Origin of the sequence: Staphylococcus sp. 17KM0847, from assembly GCF_013463155.1 — a bacterium.
GTDB lineage: Bacteria > Bacillota > Bacilli > Staphylococcales > Staphylococcaceae > Staphylococcus.
Window position 1 is genome coordinate 238,510 of record NZ_CP040781.1, and the last position, 17,175, is coordinate 255,684.

At 34.3% G+C, this 17,175-nt stretch carries 22 protein-coding genes; 15 read left to right on the forward strand and 7 right to left on the reverse strand.

Annotated elements, in window-relative coordinates; all coding sequences use genetic code 11:
- Positions 1–68: 68 nt before the first annotated feature.
- The 6 genes from FGL66_RS01170 (at position 69) to FGL66_RS01195 (ending at position 4,958) form a co-directional block, all read left to right on the forward strand.
- Positions 69–950 (forward strand): ABC transporter substrate-binding protein, encoded by an 882-nt coding sequence (locus FGL66_RS01170; protein ID WP_180809796.1) that lies wholly within the window; start codon positions 69–71, stop codon positions 948–950.
- Positions 951–993: 43 nt separating this feature from the next.
- Positions 994–1,905: a FecCD family ABC transporter permease gene (locus tag FGL66_RS01175; protein ID WP_258007290.1), complete on the forward strand. Its 912-nt coding sequence runs from the start codon at positions 994–996 to the stop codon at positions 1,903–1,905.
- A 41-nt stretch (positions 1,906–1,946) separates the two neighbouring features.
- Positions 1,947–2,663, forward strand: a complete 717-nt coding sequence (locus FGL66_RS01180; RefSeq protein ID WP_180809798.1) for an HAD family hydrolase — start codon at positions 1,947–1,949, stop codon at positions 2,661–2,663.
- Entirely contained in the window at positions 2,650–3,450 is an 801-nt protein-coding gene (locus FGL66_RS01185; RefSeq protein WP_180809799.1) for an alpha/beta fold hydrolase, read from the forward strand. Before FGL66_RS01180 ends, FGL66_RS01185 begins: the two co-directional genes overlap by 14 nt.
- A gap of 84 nt (positions 3,451–3,534) precedes the next feature.
- Positions 3,535–4,035, forward strand: a complete 501-nt coding sequence (locus tag FGL66_RS01190) for an SA0570 family protein (protein WP_180809800.1) — start codon at positions 3,535–3,537, stop codon at positions 4,033–4,035.
- Positions 4,036–4,241: 206 nt separating this feature from the next.
- The gene (locus FGL66_RS01195; protein WP_180809801.1) at positions 4,242–4,958 is read left to right on the forward strand and encodes a hypothetical protein; all 717 of its coding nucleotides are present in this window, start codon (positions 4,242–4,244) and stop codon (positions 4,956–4,958) included.
- A gap of 67 nt (positions 4,959–5,025) precedes the next feature.
- Here FGL66_RS01195 and sarA read toward each other — a convergent pair whose 3' ends face one another.
- Entirely contained in the window at positions 5,026–5,397 is a 372-nt protein-coding gene (gene sarA, locus FGL66_RS01200) for a global transcriptional regulator SarA (protein ID WP_180809802.1), read from the reverse strand.
- 432 nt (positions 5,398–5,829) lie between these two features.
- Positions 5,830–6,735, reverse strand: coding sequence for a hypothetical protein (locus FGL66_RS01205; protein ID WP_180809803.1), 906 nt, complete (start codon positions 6,733–6,735; stop codon positions 5,830–5,832).
- A 344-nt stretch (positions 6,736–7,079) separates the two neighbouring features.
- On the opposite strand from FGL66_RS01205, the gene FGL66_RS01210 reads away from it, so the two are divergent.
- The gene (locus FGL66_RS01210; RefSeq protein WP_180809804.1) at positions 7,080–7,313 is read left to right on the forward strand and encodes a hypothetical protein; all 234 of its coding nucleotides are present in this window, start codon (positions 7,080–7,082) and stop codon (positions 7,311–7,313) included.
- A gap of 170 nt (positions 7,314–7,483) precedes the next feature.
- On the opposite strand, the gene FGL66_RS01215 is transcribed toward FGL66_RS01210, so the two are convergent.
- Positions 7,484–7,702, reverse strand: coding sequence for a DUF2922 domain-containing protein (locus FGL66_RS01215; RefSeq protein WP_180809805.1), 219 nt, complete (start codon positions 7,700–7,702; stop codon positions 7,484–7,486).
- Positions 7,703–7,721: 19 nt separating this feature from the next.
- Positions 7,722–7,928, reverse strand: a complete 207-nt coding sequence (locus FGL66_RS01220; protein ID WP_180809806.1) for a DUF1659 domain-containing protein — start codon at positions 7,926–7,928, stop codon at positions 7,722–7,724.
- Positions 7,929–8,146: 218 nt separating this feature from the next.
- On the opposite strand from FGL66_RS01220, the gene FGL66_RS01225 reads away from it, so the two are divergent.
- The 8 genes from FGL66_RS01225 to FGL66_RS01260 are packed head-to-tail and all read left to right on the forward strand — an operon-like array spanning position 8,147 to position 14,543.
- Entirely contained in the window at positions 8,147–8,698 is a 552-nt protein-coding gene (locus FGL66_RS01225; RefSeq protein WP_180809807.1) for a tyrosine-type recombinase/integrase, read from the forward strand.
- Between the two features lie 21 nt (positions 8,699–8,719).
- The gene (locus FGL66_RS01230; protein WP_180809808.1) at positions 8,720–11,101 is read left to right on the forward strand and encodes a DUF4040 family protein; all 2,382 of its coding nucleotides are present in this window, start codon (positions 8,720–8,722) and stop codon (positions 11,099–11,101) included.
- Entirely contained in the window at positions 11,088–11,513 is a 426-nt protein-coding gene (gene mnhB2 / locus FGL66_RS01235; RefSeq protein ID WP_180809809.1) for a Na+/H+ antiporter Mnh2 subunit B, read from the forward strand. Before FGL66_RS01230 ends, mnhB2 begins: the two co-directional genes overlap by 14 nt.
- Positions 11,510–11,854, forward strand: coding sequence for a Na+/H+ antiporter Mnh2 subunit C (gene mnhC2, locus FGL66_RS01240; protein ID WP_180809810.1), 345 nt, complete (start codon positions 11,510–11,512; stop codon positions 11,852–11,854). Before mnhB2 ends, mnhC2 begins: the two co-directional genes overlap by 4 nt.
- A complete protein-coding gene (locus FGL66_RS01245) occupies positions 11,847–13,346 on the forward strand; it encodes a Na+/H+ antiporter subunit D (RefSeq protein WP_180809811.1) in 1,500 nt (499 codons plus the stop codon). The genes mnhC2 and FGL66_RS01245 overlap by 8 nt, the downstream gene beginning before the upstream one ends.
- A complete protein-coding gene (locus FGL66_RS01250; protein ID WP_180809812.1) occupies positions 13,347–13,829 on the forward strand; it encodes a Na+/H+ antiporter subunit E in 483 nt (160 codons plus the stop codon).
- Positions 13,826–14,128, forward strand: a complete 303-nt coding sequence (locus FGL66_RS01255) for a monovalent cation/H+ antiporter complex subunit F (RefSeq protein WP_180809813.1) — start codon at positions 13,826–13,828, stop codon at positions 14,126–14,128. Before FGL66_RS01250 ends, FGL66_RS01255 begins: the two co-directional genes overlap by 4 nt.
- Complete coding sequence (locus FGL66_RS01260; protein WP_219621803.1) at positions 14,103–14,543, forward strand: Na+/H+ antiporter subunit G; 441 nt, start codon at positions 14,103–14,105, stop codon at positions 14,541–14,543. The genes FGL66_RS01255 and FGL66_RS01260 overlap by 26 nt, the downstream gene beginning before the upstream one ends.
- Before the next feature lie 55 nt (positions 14,544–14,598).
- Here FGL66_RS01260 and mntC read toward each other — a convergent pair whose 3' ends face one another.
- Genes mntC through FGL66_RS01275 form a run of 3 tightly spaced genes read right to left on the reverse strand, consistent with a single transcriptional unit; the run spans position 14,599 to position 17,115 of the window.
- Positions 14,599–15,525 carry a manganese ABC transporter substrate-binding lipoprotein MntC gene (mntC, locus tag FGL66_RS01265; protein WP_374757673.1) on the reverse strand — a complete coding sequence of 309 codons (927 nt, stop codon included), beginning with the start codon at positions 15,523–15,525 and terminating at the stop codon, positions 14,599–14,601.
- Positions 15,525–16,364 (reverse strand): metal ABC transporter permease, encoded by an 840-nt coding sequence (locus tag FGL66_RS01270; RefSeq protein WP_180809816.1) that lies wholly within the window; start codon positions 16,362–16,364, stop codon positions 15,525–15,527. The genes mntC and FGL66_RS01270 overlap by 1 nt, the downstream gene beginning before the upstream one ends.
- The gene (locus tag FGL66_RS01275) at positions 16,339–17,115 is read right to left on the reverse strand and encodes a metal ABC transporter ATP-binding protein (RefSeq protein WP_180809817.1); all 777 of its coding nucleotides are present in this window, start codon (positions 17,113–17,115) and stop codon (positions 16,339–16,341) included. Before FGL66_RS01275 ends, FGL66_RS01270 begins: the two co-directional genes overlap by 26 nt.
- Between the last annotated feature and the right edge of the window lie 60 nt (positions 17,116–17,175).

The window sequence follows — 17,175 nt, forward strand, 5'->3', positions numbered from 1 at the left end:
TATGATTATAGTGCAATAAGCATTTATACCTGTATTCATGTGAAGGATATTCGATTGAGGTGTAGGAGATGAAGTGGAAACATATTGTTGTACTCACAATACTTGCTGTATTTGCATTAGTAGGGTGTAACTTTCAAGCAAATGAGTCAAATAAGACGGGAAAAACATCTAACAAAGTACCGAATCGAATTGTCTCTCTTATGCCGAGTAATACAGAAATCTTGTATGAACTCGGTTTGGGCGATAAGGTCGTAGGGGTATCAACGGTAGATGATTATCCAAAAGAAGTGAAGAATAAAGAACAGTTTGATGCTATGAATTTAAATAAAGAGGCATTGATCAAGGTGCAACCAGACTTGATTTTAGCACATGAAACACAGCGTGCATCGCAAGGTAAGGTGCTAGAAGGGCTTGAAAAGAGTGGCATTAAAGTGGTGTACATTAAAGATGCACATACAATCAATGATATGTATAAAACATTCGAACAAGTAGGGGAAGTTACAGGTAGAGATAAAGAGGCGAAGACCTTAGTTCAGGACACAAAATCTAATATTCAAGATGTTATTGACAGTGTACCTAAACAAAAAAGCACACCGAAAGTTTTTGTTGAAATCGCCTCAGAACCAGAAATATATACAACAGGAAATGATACATTTATGAACGACATGTTGTATCAACTTAAAGCAAAAAATGTGTTTGCTGATACGTCAGGTTGGCCTAAAGTAACGAAAGAACAAATTATTAAGAAAAACCCTGATGTCATGATTACAACATCTGGTACAACAACTCAAGAATATCAACAGTTAGTGTCTCAACGTAGTGGCTTGGAAGATGTCACAGCTGTGAAGGACAAACAAGTAAAAGCATTAAATGATGACTTACTATCACGCCCTGGTCCACGTTTAGATGACGGACTTAAACGTTTGAGAGATGCGATTTATGATGAATAGTAAATGGAGGGGCTTCATAACATTAAGTGTATGGAGCCTTTTTTTGATAGCGGTATGTTGTTACAGTTTATTAAGTCAGCTCACTTGGAATGATTCCTTAGCACCAACATTAATATGGCAAGTCCGTCTCCCCCGTACATTACTAGCACTATTTGCAGGCATGGGGTTAACATTAGCCGGGCAAATGTATCAGCTTATTCTTAACAATCCTCTGGCAGATAGTTTTACATTAGGTTTAGCCAATGGCGCAACATTGGGAGCAGCTATTGCGATCTTTAGTGGTTTATCCTTTTTATGGGTTGCACCAGTCGCAATGTTTTGTGGTCTGATCTCACTGATGATCGTTATAGTACTTGCACATATGTTATCGTCGGGTTATCCAACGCAGTCTCTAATACTAGCAGGTATTATGATAGGTGCATTATTAAATGCGGGCTTATTTTTACTGATACAATTCAACCCTAATCGGATGCAGAATATAGTAGGATATATGTTTGGAGGCTTTTCGTCTGCCGAGTATCGAGAAGTTTTATGTATTAGTATTGTACTCATTGTTGTAACAAGTATCTTATTTTTGTTAGCGGCACGTATCAAATTGTTACAGGTTAATCATTGGTCTGGTATCGCATTAGGTTTACGTGTACAAACGTTGTCGTTAATTGTATTACTCCTTGCTACGTTATTAGCAACAGTCATTGTTGGCTATGTCGGTGTGATAGGTTTTATCGGAATGGTTGTCCCCCAATTCGTACAACGTGTTACGAAAGGTACACTGGTATATAGGATGGTGCTTAACTTGATTATTGGTGGTACAGTAATGGTGTTGGCAGATGTGATAGGTGCTCAATTGTTAGCGCCTGTTCAACTTCCAGCGAGTATTGTACTCGCACTATTGGGTATTCCGATGATGTTTTACTTGATGATGGTTGAGCGGCGACAGACGATCGACTCATAGTAAGCGTATAAATTTTCAATAAAAATAATGGGGTTAGTAAAATGGATTTATCAAAAATTAAAGCAATTATATTTGATTTGGAAGGTACACTGCTAGATCGAGAGAAGTCTCGAGACAAATTTATAGAAGAACAATATGAACGTTTTCATGATTATTTGGTACGCGTACAAGCAGCAGATTATCGAAAAAAGTTTATTGAACTTGATGACGATGAAGACCATGATAAGCCAGACCTCTATAAAGAGATAATTAAACAATTTAATATTGATCGTTTGAGTTGGAAAGACTTATTCCATGATTTTGAGATGCATTTTTACCGTTATGTTTTTCCGTTTCATGATACACATTATACGTTAAAAAAATTACATCAAGCAGGTTACAAATTAGGTGTTATTGCAAATGGTAAATCAAAAATCAAGCAACATCGTGTGTACGCGTTAGGAATTGAAGATTATATCAATCATATGTCTACTTCTGAAACGGTCGGATATCGTAAGCCACACCCTCGAATTTATGAAGACATTATTGAGAAACTTGAAGTCACACCACAAGAAGTTTTATATGTTGGTGATGATGCGTTAAATGATGTTGCACCAGCACATGCGATGGATATGGTCAGCGTATGGTATCGTCATGAACAGTATGATAATGACTTAGCACCTCTTGAATCTGAAATGGATTATGAAATTACATCACTCGAACAATTATTAGATATATTACATATACCGAAGGGGGTACAAAATAATGCAACTTTTTAGAACTTCAGATGGAACGGCAATTAATTATCGATCGATGGGCAATGGTTACCCTATCGTAATGATTCATTCCATTTATATGAACCATACTGTATTTGAAACAATAGCACAGAGGTTGTCACGTTATTTTCAAGTGATTTTGATTGATATGCGTGGACACGGATACTCTGATAAGTCTTTGAAAATTACATTTCAGCAGTTTAGTCAAGATGTTAAAGAACTGATGGACTTTTTATATATTGACAGTGCAACTGTTATTGCAAATGAATTGGGAAGTTCCATTGCTCTTGATTTAGCAGCAAGACAACCTAATATGGTAAAAGAACTTATCTTAATTAATCCGACAGTTCAAGACGATACATTGCCACATGATCGCCTGTTTAGAAAATACGCTGAAAAAATCCGTACTTGGGATGATTCGGAACAAGAGAAATTTTTAGATAAACATTTATATTATTCTAATCGAAAAGTACGAAAGTTTTTAAAAACTGTAAATGATTCATCAGCCTTACTAACAGATTATGAAAGAGCGGCTGTAGACAATGCTTTTTTACATACAAATGTCGCATTGTTGCTCCCTGATATCCATGTTCGCACGCTTGTTATTGCGGGTCAGGCAAACAGACGAGTTACGCCATTAGAATCTAAAGATGTTGCGGATATGTTACCTAATGCAGAGTATGAAGTGTTTAAGAAGTCAGGTGTGTATCCATTTGTTGAAGAAAAAGAATACTTTCTTAAAGTGGTGAAGGCATTTATGCATAAGACAACACACCATATGCACTTGTAACCTTTTTGTAATCTCACTGTTATTATTTTGACATTTAAGTTATACTGTTCATATGTAATAAAAGTGAATAGGAGTGTTTGCTTTATGAAAAAGTTCGTCAGTTTATTCTTGATAGCGGGACTTATATTGATATGTCCAACAACTGCTCAGGCAATGACAGGCAATTCGATTCAATCAGTTAAGGCACTTCAAGCAGGCGATCAAGTGGTCGAGGGCGTTGAAATAGGGCAAAGCATGAAGGATGTTTTTAAAGAAAAAGGACAAGGTATTCATACGATGGCGACATACAGTGATGAGCAATATTATGAATATCATACGGAGCAAGGACTTTTACGTATTACAGCCAATCACGATAAAGCGAATGCCAAAGTCATACGTATTTCAATGAGCTATAATGAGCCTACGGGTCCATCTTATCGTACCGTTCAAAAACATTTAAGTTCAAATGCGATTCAGCGTGAGCATTATAACAATATTACAGGAAATACAGGTTATATTGTTGATGGCAAAGTTTCTTATCAATTTACAACAAAACAACCAAAAGATAAGAAATTAAAACTCTACCGCATTGATATAGAGGCATAGTTTTATGTTGTGGTATGGATGGAACATTTAATCATTACGCATACTTTACTGTTTCGCTTATAGCAAAGGGAATTGCCTCAAAAAATTGTTAGTATAAAGTCAGATGCTAATGGTTAAGTTAAAGCCTTTGTCATCTTAGTTCAATATGAAATCATACATTGATGTACAGTGAATATAAATAGGAAAACATAAGATGGAGGGCGTTTATGAGAACAAATGATCGCATCCTACTAGAAAATGTAGCGGATTATTTAGAGCATAAAGGCATCGCATTAAAGGTAAGAGATGATGTTGAAGAAAGTCTAAGAAAAGATATTCAAAAATCAGAAAAACAAGATATGGATTATATTGAGTATCGTCAAAAATCACCAGCTGAAATTATTTTAACCATTCAAAAAAACATATATATAATGCAATTCAATACTATTATATTTTTTATTCTTAATTTTGTGCTTCTTTCTTATTTGTATGATAAACAACTTGTTCAATTCGGTGCGGCAACAGGATTATCTATGATTTACATTGTTGTGATATTGCCATTATCTATTGTTGTTTATGGACGTATTACACGCAAAACGTATTTATATCACAATAAGATAGAGCGGTATTTGGGTATTCTACTTGCTATTATTGCATTTATTTTAATTGTAATGCATACATTTGATGTAACACTAGGGATATTCATTGTTACACGCTATGCACATATGACAATTGCTATTCTAGGTGTTATTGCTACGCTCTATGGTTTGTATCGTAGTTATTTTGAATATATGGGTATAGGGTTACTGTTCATACAAAAAACAATTGATGTAATGATACCTTATACACAGGTCGCACAATACATTTCAATGGCATTATGGATTGTATTGCTTGTAATGTTTATTGTTTATATTATTGAATTTTCTTCGCGTAAAACACGCTAATTCATGCTGCATAATAAATAGCCATGTTCTGAGTTTAAATATGCTTCAGAACATGGCTTTATTATGTTTATTGTGGTTTGATTGTCGTTTCTTTAATTTTAGTATTAACACGTTCCAATAAAGCATCTATTTTTTTTCGTTGTGTATCATCGACTAAAATTAATACAGTTCGTTCATCTTGCTCATTGCGACGTTTGTTAAAATACCCATTTTGTGATAGGTTTTTAACTGCTTTGACAACTTGAGGTTGTTTGTAGTTTAAATTATTGATAATATCTTTTAAATAATATTCAGCTTCAATTTGATAACTTAGATGTGTAAGTACAGCAAACTCCTCAAAGGTAATTTTGAATTCCTTTTTTATCATGCTTTTAAGTCTGTCAGCATATGTTACCATTGATAAAAGTTCAAAGCAGTTCTTGATTTTTGACACAGTCATTTCGATAACCTCCCATTAATGCATCGGTAAAATAGCTTTCACTTATACATTCGAGTATGCTTATAATATAGATGAAATGTCATTTTTCCATCACATATTATAGCAAATTTGTTTTGTTATATTCATAAAAACATAAAAAACTTAAAATATTGCTATTATATTGGTAAAGTTTTGAATGAACTTAATAATACATTATATTTTAAATAATTATGATTTATGATAGGCGATGTCCATAAGCTGATAGTATTGTCTGAAATGATACTGTTTATGTTTTGTTATTTAGCACTATCATTTTAATAATATAATAGATTGATTTTATAGAACATGAAGTTTTATGCAGAAGATGTAAGTGGAATTTAGTATAAATAAAGTAAGATATTATTTATACTGTATTAAAAAATAAGAAAAATACTTAGATATTTTTGTCTAGTGCTAATTCGTTTTTAATACAGTTTTATTAGGGTTTCGGACAACTTTTTCGCCAACAAATATCCCGCTTTTTATTATAAGTTGCTCATTTATTCTATCATAATTTATTATTCTTTTAACGTATTTCTTGTTTTTTTGGATTATGATAGAATTTTTATCAAACAAAATGTCAGCAGGTAAGATCATTTGAGGGTGCCCTAAATAGACGGTCAATGATGTACCGATTGGATACTTTTTTGTTGTTTTAATTCGTGCAAAATGTCGAGGAGAATAGTTGTTGGAAATAGGGTCTAAAGGGCGATGAAATAGTACTTTAATATGACCTTTCACACTTTCTTTAGAGCTATTATTAATGATTGTTACAGTGCGTTGTTTTTGTAATTTAGAATACATATCCGTGGGTATCCGTGTAATAATACATTGTGTTTTAGATTGGATTTCTAATACAATTGAATCTTTTTTAGAAGGTACAATTTCATGCAAACGCACGATTCCAAATACAGGTGTTTCGATTGTTGTATAGAGTTGACTTTTTAGTTTTAAAAGTTCGTAGGTCAATTTGTGTGCTTGTTGAGAAGAGAGAGGTCGTGAGATAAGTGTTGATAGTGCGTTGATTTCTGGTATTTTGAGAGGGTTATAATAAGTTAGAAGAGGTGTTTCAGGTGTGACAACTTGCCCCTCCTTGACATGAATTTCTTGTACATATCCATATTTAGGTTCATAGGTCACAAAATAGCTATAGTCCGATTGCACAATACCGGTCGTTTTGTAAGGGAATGTTAAGTCTGCTTGAATCGTTGCAGGTGAAGACGGCGTATTGTTACGAAAGAAGAAATAGGTGACAAATAGGAGTGCGATTAGGAAGAGCAGAGCAATAAAAGATAGGGAGATTTTTTTAGTCATATTCATTGTAAACACCTCTTTTATGATGGAGTATTTCTATTATACAAACAAGGTATGAATAGGCAAGTACAAGCGTAATAACATACTTTGTTAATATTGATATATTAGAGGTGTCCCTTATATTTGAAACATGGAGGAGATGACCATTACGGGTTTGACCATGTGTGAATATGAAGTAGATTAAAAGGATATGGATTAAGTTTTTATACCCCAAACGATGAATTACTCATGTAATATAATAGATGGGGATATATGAAGATCGTTTCAAAGTGAATGAAATTACGCATTAAGTTCCAAAATACTTAAAAGGTTATGAATATAAGAGATACTCTAAAAAGTGTGGTGATTGTATGCATCAACATGAAATTGTACGTGTTATGGATGAACAAATGTTTTTTGTAAATGTTAAAAAAACGTCTAATATAGCGATTGGGCAATATGTAGAAGTATTAAATACAGCGAAATCTTATAAAACGCTAGCCAGAGTAATAGAGTTATATGAAAAATATGCGATATGTGAAAAACTTGGTAAGCGTAAAGTGTTCTACGGTGATGAAGTTAGATTTAGACCGCAACGAAGCTAAAAGTAAAGTATCAGGACGGAAAGCTTTTGTATTTCAGCGTACCTAGCTTGAAATAGATAGATATCTTATTACTTAATTTATGTTAATCCATTTTTATCTTGCTTATGGTTCAAGCATTTTTGATACACAGAAAAAGCAGCCGCCCATAAATTTGGTGCGGCTGCGGTATTTTAAAAAAGTATAGTTGTTGTTTTATCAGTGACTTGTGCGTGTTTTGCACGTATGACTAAGTGACCAGAGGGCGTGTACAAAATTTTGGATTGAATGATTTTTTCTACTTGTGCAATGACCAGCTCTTTTGTAATAAGTTGTTTGATTTTGGGAAGCGTGAGTTTGACTTCTTTTTGTTGCTCTGTTTCAAAAATAATATCTAATGTTTTTGAATTCATATCTTATCGGACTCCTTTACTATTCGTTTATGGCTTCTGTTTTTACAATTTCAATAGTGTCGTAATTTTCACCTGTAAGTGCTTCAATCGTTTCGGCAAATACTTGAATATCCGCTTTGTTAGCACTTGGCTTCAAGTTGTTAATTTTGCGTGTGGCCTTTGTTACTTTACCTTCTGATGTAACAATATTTTGTGTCAAAATAATTGAAAGTTTCGTAGCAGTCATTGTTTGTCACCTCCCTTCATACTATATATCGAAATTTAGAATGAAAAAGGGACAGGTGAGTCAAATGTTTTTTAAAATTTTTTCCTGATCAATAGCGTTGTTATTTGAAGGTGTGAAAAGTTGCAAAAAACAATAGACAGAGAATAAGAAAAAAACCTTTCATGTAACTTAAATATATTATATTATTGTATGAGAAACATATGACTAGGGTGAATAATATGAATTGTGTGGATCCGATAAGAGAGAGAGAAGATATTCAGAAAATGTATATGTTTTTAAGAACCCAATCAATGCGTGATTATCTATTATTTAAACTTGCTATTCATACAGGCGTTAAATTGAATGTACTGTTGAATTTAACTGTGTATGACGTATTGGATGAGGCTTATGATATAGTAGTAGGTTGGAAAACTTGTGAAACTCAAGGTATCTGTGTGGTATTACCTGAGAGGTTACGTGAAGAACTAAAAGCATATATTGTTGCAGAACATTTAGAAGTGGAAGATTTATTGTTCCAATCTAAAAGGACGAAGAAGGGATTGAGTCGGCAACAAGCTTATCGCATTATACATGCAGCGGCGGTTCATCTCGGTATCCCACACATAGGGTTAACGACATTGCGCAAAACATTTGCATATCATACATATCGCTCTGGTATATCTATTACAACGATTCAGAAATATTTAGGACATCAAACAGTCCAAGAAACCTGGAAATTTATCGGAGTAGACAGAAAAGCTATAAATACGATAATTGCTCTTGATTTATAAAAGGAAAAAGGAGGCTTAAATATGTTTATTAGTCTACTCATTACATTACTTGCGATTATGTTAGTGCTTGTAATGATGATGAAATGGAATACAAAACGGTTACCTGGCTATGTTGCATTGCTTGCGCCACTCGTATCCTCAGCTGTTTTTATTTATCACATTCCTAAAGTACTCAACCATCAGTATGTGACGGAAGTTTATCAATGGTTACCCGCTTATGATATTAACTTAGTACTACGCCTCGATGGTTTGAGCTTATTTTTCACATTGCTTATTTCATTGATTGGTGTTGCTGTCTTCTTTTATGCAACGCAGTATTTATCATATGAAAAAGATGATTTACCTCGATTTTTTTGTTATCTTATTCTATTTATGTTCAGTATGATTGGCATTGTATTGTCTGATAATACAATTATACTTTATATCTTCTGGGAGTTAACAAGTGTTTCGTCATTTTTATTAATTAGTTATTGGTATGACCGCTCAGAAAGTCAACAGGGAGCCATGACATCGTTTATGGTAACCGTATTTGGTGGATTAGCTATGCTTGTTGGCTTTATTATGCTATATGTTGTAACAGGAACAAACACGATCACTCAACAGATAGCACTTCGCGAAGATATTGCGACTCATCCACTCTTTATTCCAATTGTGGTGATGTTGTTATTAGGTGCTTTTACAAAATCAGCGCAATGGCCATTCCACTTTTGGCTACCTAAAGCAATGGCAGCACCTACACCCGTAAGTGCGTATTTACACTCTGCTACGATGGTAAAAGCAGGTATATTTCTTCTTTTACGCTTTACACCTATCTTAGGATATAGTGATTTTTATACGTATACTGTAACGTTTGTTGGACTGATTACAATGATATATGGTTCGTTTACGGCAATTCGACAAGTAGACTTAAAGGGAATTTTAGCATATTCGACAATTAGTCAACTTGGAATGATTATGTCTATGGTTGGTTTAGGTGGAGGCATAGCTAAGGTAACGCATGATGGAATGGCGGAAGCCTATGCTTTTGTACTCTTTGCTGCTATTTTCCATTTGTTCAATCATGCATTGTTTAAAGGTGCATTGTTTATGGGAGTAGGGTTGATTGATCATGAAACAGGTACAAGGGATATTCGCTATTTAGGTGGTCTAAAGCGTCACTTACCCCTCACAATGGTAGTGATGTTGATGGCATCATTATCAATGGCAGGTGTGCCACTACTTAATGGCTTTATTAGTAAAGAAATGTTTTTTGATAGCCTCGTGCATGCTTACGAATTAAGTGCATTCAACAAAATGATTACGGTGATCATTGCTGTGATTGGAGTTATAGCAAGTATTTTCACTTTTGTGTATGCATTGCATATGATTAAAGCAACATTTTTTGGAGAAGGTCAGACTAAGCAACACTTACATGAACCTAAGTTATTTATTTTACCTGCAGTTGTATTAGCGGCTTTATTACCTATTATATTTGTAGTTCCTGACTGGATAGGTGAAAACTTAATTAAACCCGCCTTTACAAGTGTTGTGGCAAATGAAAAGGTCGTACAATTTGCACCACATTTAGCTGTATGGCATGGCATTAATTTACCGTTGATACTCAGCAGTATTGTCATTATGATTGGACTTATTGTATTAATGCGCTTAGATTTATCACGCTATTTTTCTATTAAAGAAAATAAATGGTCTATACCTAGATTGTTCGATAATTCATGTCGTTCGATTGAGTCATATTCAGGATGGGGATTACGTACATTAATGAATAATCGACTTAATTCGTATATTATCGTTACTTTTATTATTTATTTTGTGATTAACCTTTATGCACTGAGTCGCGTAGGCATACCAGAGCTGTACCGAATCGAAGTAACGGATTATCATATTTTTCACGTTTTATTACTTATAACTGTTGTTGTTATTGGAGTAGCACTTATCTTCATTCGACAAAGATTGACGATGGTCATCTTAACAGGTGGTATAGGTTATGCTGTGACGTTGTTTTTCATTTTAATGCGTGCACCGGATTTGGCATTAACACAACTTGTAACAGAAACCATTACAACTGTACTATTTATCGTAAGTTTTTCAAGACTTCCTAATATTCCAAGAGGACAGTTTAATATAAAACGAGAATCCGTCAAAATTATAATTTCATTGATGACTGCATTAACAGTTATAAGTTTGATTTTTATGGTTCAGCAAGCTGATGCGCTAGAAACCATCTCAGTTTACTATCACGATGCTTATGAAAAATCAGGTGGTAAAAATATTGTGAATGCTATTTTAGGTGATTTCCGAGCACTAGATACAATGGCAGAAGGACTGGTATTAATTATTGCAGGTTTAGGTATTTATACATTGCTTAATTATAGAGATAGGAGAGGTCAAGATGAAAGAGAATGATTTAGTGCTAAAAACTGTAACACGTGTAGTTGTCTTCATCATTTTAACATTTGGCTTCTACCTCTTCTTTGCTGGACATAATAATCCGGGCGGTGGTTTTATTGCAGGTCTTGTGATTAGTTCTGCATTCATCTTAATGTTTTTAGCTTACGATGTTGCAAAAGTTTTAGAAGCACTGCCAATAGATTTTCGACAACTCATGATTATAGGTGCTTTTGTATCCTTAGCTACGGCAGTGACACCCGTATTTTTTGGTAAAAACGTACTTTATCAAGCAGACTGGTATGTTCATTTTCCATATTTTGGAGAGGTCCATATCTCTACAATTACACTGTTTGAGTTAGGGATTGTCCTCGTTGTTGTTGGTGTTGTAGTCACAACGATTCTATCACTAAGTGGAGGGCGATCATGAATATTATCTTACTTATTGTTATAGGATTTTTAGTATTTATTGGAACATATATGGTACTATCACGAAACTTAATCCGTATTGTGATAGGTATTGCGATCTTTACGCATGCAGGCAATTTGATCATTATGAGCATGGGGGAGTACACAATAGATAAGAAAGAACCGCTTATTGTATCAGGCTATGAAAATTATGTAGACCCACTACTTCAGGCAATTGTACTTACAGCAATTGTGATAGGCTTTGCGATTACAGCATTTTTACTGGTTCTCGTATATCGTACATTCAAGGTCACAAAAGAAGATGAGATTGATGTATTAACAGGAGGTGAAGAGGATGAATGATAATATATTAGCCTTACCCCTCCTCTTACCACTTATTGGTGCATTGATTATGGGGATGCTGAATAGGCAAGTGCGGCTAGCGAGACGTTTGTCATTATTTGTGTTATTCGTATCATTTGTGATATCGCTATGTATGTTGGTTTATGTAATACGTCATACCCCTATTGTTCTTGACTTTTCAGGCTGGCCTGCTCCGTTCGGTATTCAATATGTTGGAGATCCATTGAGTTTATTGCTTGTTACTACAACGTTTTTTGTGGTGCTTATGATTGTAGCATTCGGCTTTGGACGTGGTGAAAAAAGAGCAAGTCGTTATTATTTACCATCTTTTATTTTATTTCTTACAACAGGTGTTGTTGGTTCATTTTTAACATCGGACTTATTTAATCTCTATGTTATGTTTGAGATTATGCTCCTTGCGTCTTTCGTGTTGATTACACTAGGACAATCGGTTGAGCAATTGAGAGCCAGCATTATCTATGTTGTCTTAAATGTTTTAGGCTCATGGATTTTTCTTGTAGGCATTGGTATGCTCTATCGTCAAGTTGGAACATTAAACTATACACATATTGCTATCCGTATTCAAGAAATAGATGATCCGACAGCACTTCATTTAGTAGCGATGTCTTTTATTGTTGCTTTTGGTTCCAAAGCGGCATTAGTATTATTTATGTGGTTACCTAAAGCATATGCTGTTTTGAATACAGAGCTTGCAGCGTTATTTGCGTCTTTAATGACAAAAGTAGGTGCTTATGCATTAATACGATTTTTCACGTTAATATTTAATCAGAGTGGAGATGTTGTAGAACCGCTCCTTGTGATGATGGCATGTATTACGATGGTGATAGGTGCTGTTGGAACGATAGCATATCGAGATATTAAAAAGATTGCTGCATATCAAGTTATTTTGTCTATTGGATTTGTCGTTTTTGGTCTAGGTACAAATACAGTAGACGGTATTAATGGAGCGATTTTCTATTTAATGAATGACATCATTGTTAAAGCATTATTATTCTTTATTATTGGTATTATTGTTTATACAACGGGTTATCGCCAATATCGTTATCTTCAAGGATTGGCACGTAAAGAACCGTGGTTAGGTGTAGCATTTATTGTAGTAACATTAGCAATTGGTGGTGTACCGCCGTTTAGTGGTTTTCCCGGGAAATTATTGATTTTCCTTGGTGCAATAGAACATCAACACTACATAGGTTTAGTATTGATGATCATAACAAGCCTTATAGGTATGTATAGTTTGTTTCGAATCTTCTTCTATATGTATGCCGGAGATGCTTCAAAAGGTGCAATCGTTGATTATAAGCCTATTAAACCGATTCGTAAACAAATTGTCTTATTTTTAACCGCTATTACATTGGTAATTGGGCTAATGGCTCCAGTTATCTTTAAAGCAACAGATCTTGCGACTAAGATGAACATGGATGTACAAGTATATGAGAAAATGGTTAATCCAGAGCTACGAGGGGGTCATTAGATGAGACAGGTAGGCTTGAATATGATGATTGCGATTTTATGGGTCTTGTTTCAAGATGAAGATGCCTTTCGTTTCCCAACATTTGTAGTAGGATACATTATAGGTCTGATTATCATTTATTTACTGCATAAGTTTTTTGATCAAGAATTTTATCCTAAAAAAATATGGGTATCCATCAAATTTTTAGTCATTTATCTTTATCAATTAATTACAGCGACATTTTCGATTATTAATTATGTCTTGTTTAGAACGCATAAGATGGACCCTGGTCTTGTACGGTATGAAACAAAACTTGAAACAGACTGGGCGATTACCTTTTTAACAGTTATGGTCATTATTACACCCGGTTCTACTGTGATTAGTGTTGATCGTAATCCTAATATATTTTTAATCCATGCGATAGATTTAACTGAAAAAGAACGTAAAAATTTATTGAAGAGTATTAAGCAGTATGAGGAACTCATTGTGGAGGTGACGAAATGATAACGGTTTGGACACAATTTTTTCTATCAGGTGCCCTAGTGTTGTTTGCGATTTCTTTAGTTGTTGTATTATTTCGTCTGATTAAAGGACCTACCACTGCAGATAGAGTTGTTGCATTTGATGCCATGAGTGCTATCTTAATGTCGACAGTAGGTGTACTCAGTTTGTTATTTGGAACGTTTTCATTTTTGGACTCTGTCTTATTAATTGCAATTATTTCATTTTTAAGTTCGATTACAGTTTCTCGCTTCATTGAAAGGGGGAACGTGTTTAATGGCAACAATAAACGAGATCATTAAACTTTTTGCGGCCCTCTTTGTATTTGCGGGGAGTATTATTGCTTTAATCAGCGCAGTGGGACTTGTACGGTTTAAAGATGTTTTCTTACGCATTCACGCTGCGACAAAAGCCTCTACGGCAGCAGTCTTATTAACATTAATCGGTGTATTTATTTATTTTATTGTGTCACAAGGATATGTTAGCGTTCGAACGTTACTTGCTTTAGTATTTATTAACATCACGTCACCGGTAGGAGGGCACCTCGTTTCACGTGCAGCTTATCGAACGGGAGCATATATGTATCAAAAACATTCAAATACTGAAGGCGCAGATTTGAATAAAGATGACGTCGACAAAGAAACACAGCGTCAGTTGCGAATAGCTAAACGAGCCAAAAGACGAAAAAAAATCTATTCACGTTTGGATCAAGATTAAAAATAAGTGAGGCAGCAATCTTAATGATGAAAAAGGTTGCTGCCTCATTTTGATGTTATTTATTTTGAATCATACTTTTATGAATGGTGCTAATGTTGGCATCCATCATTTTGTAGTATGAATCGCCATCACTGCCCTTTTTGCCAATAGAATCTGTATATACCTTTCCAAAAATAGAGGATTCAGTTTCTTCACTAAGACTGCGCATACTTTTATCATTTACACTCGTTTCAATCAAAAGATTTGAGATACGATGTTTCTTTACAAAATCAATAGCTTGTTTCATTTGTTGAGGTGTACCTTGATTTTCTGTATTAATTTCCCAAATATAGCCGGGTGTGACATCGTATTGTTGTGCAAAATATTTAAAAGCACCCTCACTTGTAATCATTACACGTTGAGATTTTGGAATGTCTTGAAACTTATTTTTACTCTCTTTACTTAACTTTTCAAGTTGTTGAATATAAGCATTTCCTTTTTTTTCATAATCTGATTTATGCTGCTTATCTGTATGGATCAGTGCTTGTTGTATATTTTTAGCATATTGTATACCATTATCGATACTCAGCCAGGCGTGTGGGTCGATATGCTGCTTTGTATGTTTTCCTTCTTTCAAATAAATCGGTTTAACATGTTCTGTTGCACGTATAACTGAAGGATCATCTATGGATTTATTTGCTTGTTTTAAAGCGTTCTCAAACCATCCATTACCACTTTCTAGGTTAAAGCCGTTGTAAATCACAACATCAGCATCAGTGAGTGCTTGTATGTCTTTGGGTTTTATTTCATATTCGTGAGGATCTTGACCAATAGGGACGATACTGTGTATTTCTGCATGATCTCCTGCGATATTTTTAGACATATCATATAAAATCGAATTTGTCGTGACGACTTTTATCTTATGGTGTTGAGTATCTTTATGATTGAAATTACATGCAGTTAAGAGGACTGCGATGAATAGAAATGTGAATATACGTTTAATCATGTTGATGTGTACCCTCCTTTGTGAGGTAAATGAATATATTTTGTAATAATAAATGTCATAGCATAAAGTGATGAAGCGACTAAAACAATAACCGCACCACTTGGAAGATTGAATTTAAAGCTAAAATAAATACCTACTGTTGCGCTAATTACACTGAATAGACTTGATACAGCCATCATTGTAGATAATTTTTTTGTAATGAGATAAGCCGTTGATGCTGGAGTGATTAATAAAGCAACTACTAAAATAACACCAACAGTCTGAACACTTGCAACAATAACAAGGGCTAAGAGTAACATGACAAAGTAGTGAATGACTGTCGTATTTAGACCACTCATTCGACTGAATATAGGATCAAATGTTGACATTTTAAGTGGTCGATACAAAATGATAATAAGTGTGATAACAATAATACTAACAATAAAAGTTGTATAGAAAGCACCTTGTGTAATCGCTAATATATTGCCGAATAAAATATGGTATAGGTCAGTCGCACTGTGAATGACACTAATAAGAACAATACCTAACGCCAAAAAAGTTGTGAATGTAATTCCAATTGCAGCATCTTTTTTAGTTTTAGATGTATCTGAGATATAGCCAATAAGTATACTACTCAGCATACCTGTGATTAAAGCACCAATAAACATAGGAATATTGAGCCAAAAAGATAGAGCAACACCTGGTAAGACGGCATGACTCATTGCATCCCCCATTAAAGATAAGCCTCTTAAAATAATGAAACAACCTACAATCCCACATACAATACCAACCCATATAGCTGTTAACATTGCACGTGATAAAAATTGATATTCAAAGAGATGTTGAATGAATGACATGATGTAGTTCCTTTCTTTTATTTTTTGTATTAGAGGATTCTTGTTCATAGGGATGAGATAGAAAGACAGACTCAATGTGTTCGGGATTTAGCGCTTCAGTAGCTGATCCTAAAAAACGAACGCTTTGATTGAGTAATAGAATACGATCAAAATAATGCTGAGCTGTTTCTAAATCATGATGTACAATAAGAATGAGTTTACCTTTCTCTTTTAATTGCATGAGTTTTTTTAAAATAATATCTTCACTTTTGAAGTCAATACCGACAAATGGTTCGTCTAATAAATATACTGAACTGTCTGACATAAGGGCACGTGCGATAAAGACACGTTGTAATTGTCCACCACTAAGGGCATGTAGTTGTCTTTTGCGTAAATTTTGAAGGGACAGTTCATGTAATAATTGCTCTCTTTTTTGCTTGATACGTTTAGGAGGGCGTTTGAACCAGCCGATTTCTTGATAACATCCAGACAGTACTAAATCCTCTACATTGATAGGGAAGTCTAAGTCAAGAGACGCTTTTTGTGGAATATATGTCATATCAGTTAGAGATTGTTTGATGGGCTGGTTGTTGAGTGTTATGGTACCATTAGCAGTATACTCACCGATAATGGATTTCATTAATGACGACTTACCACTGCCGTTAGGCCCCATAATACCGATTATTTCGCCGTGGAGTGGTAAATTGAAAGTAATATTTTTCAAAACGTGCTTATGTCCTAAAAATAAATTCAAGTTTTTTATAGATAACATATTAAAGACACCTCTTTTTAAAATTAGGTAAGCCTAACTATTTCATATTATATACTGAAA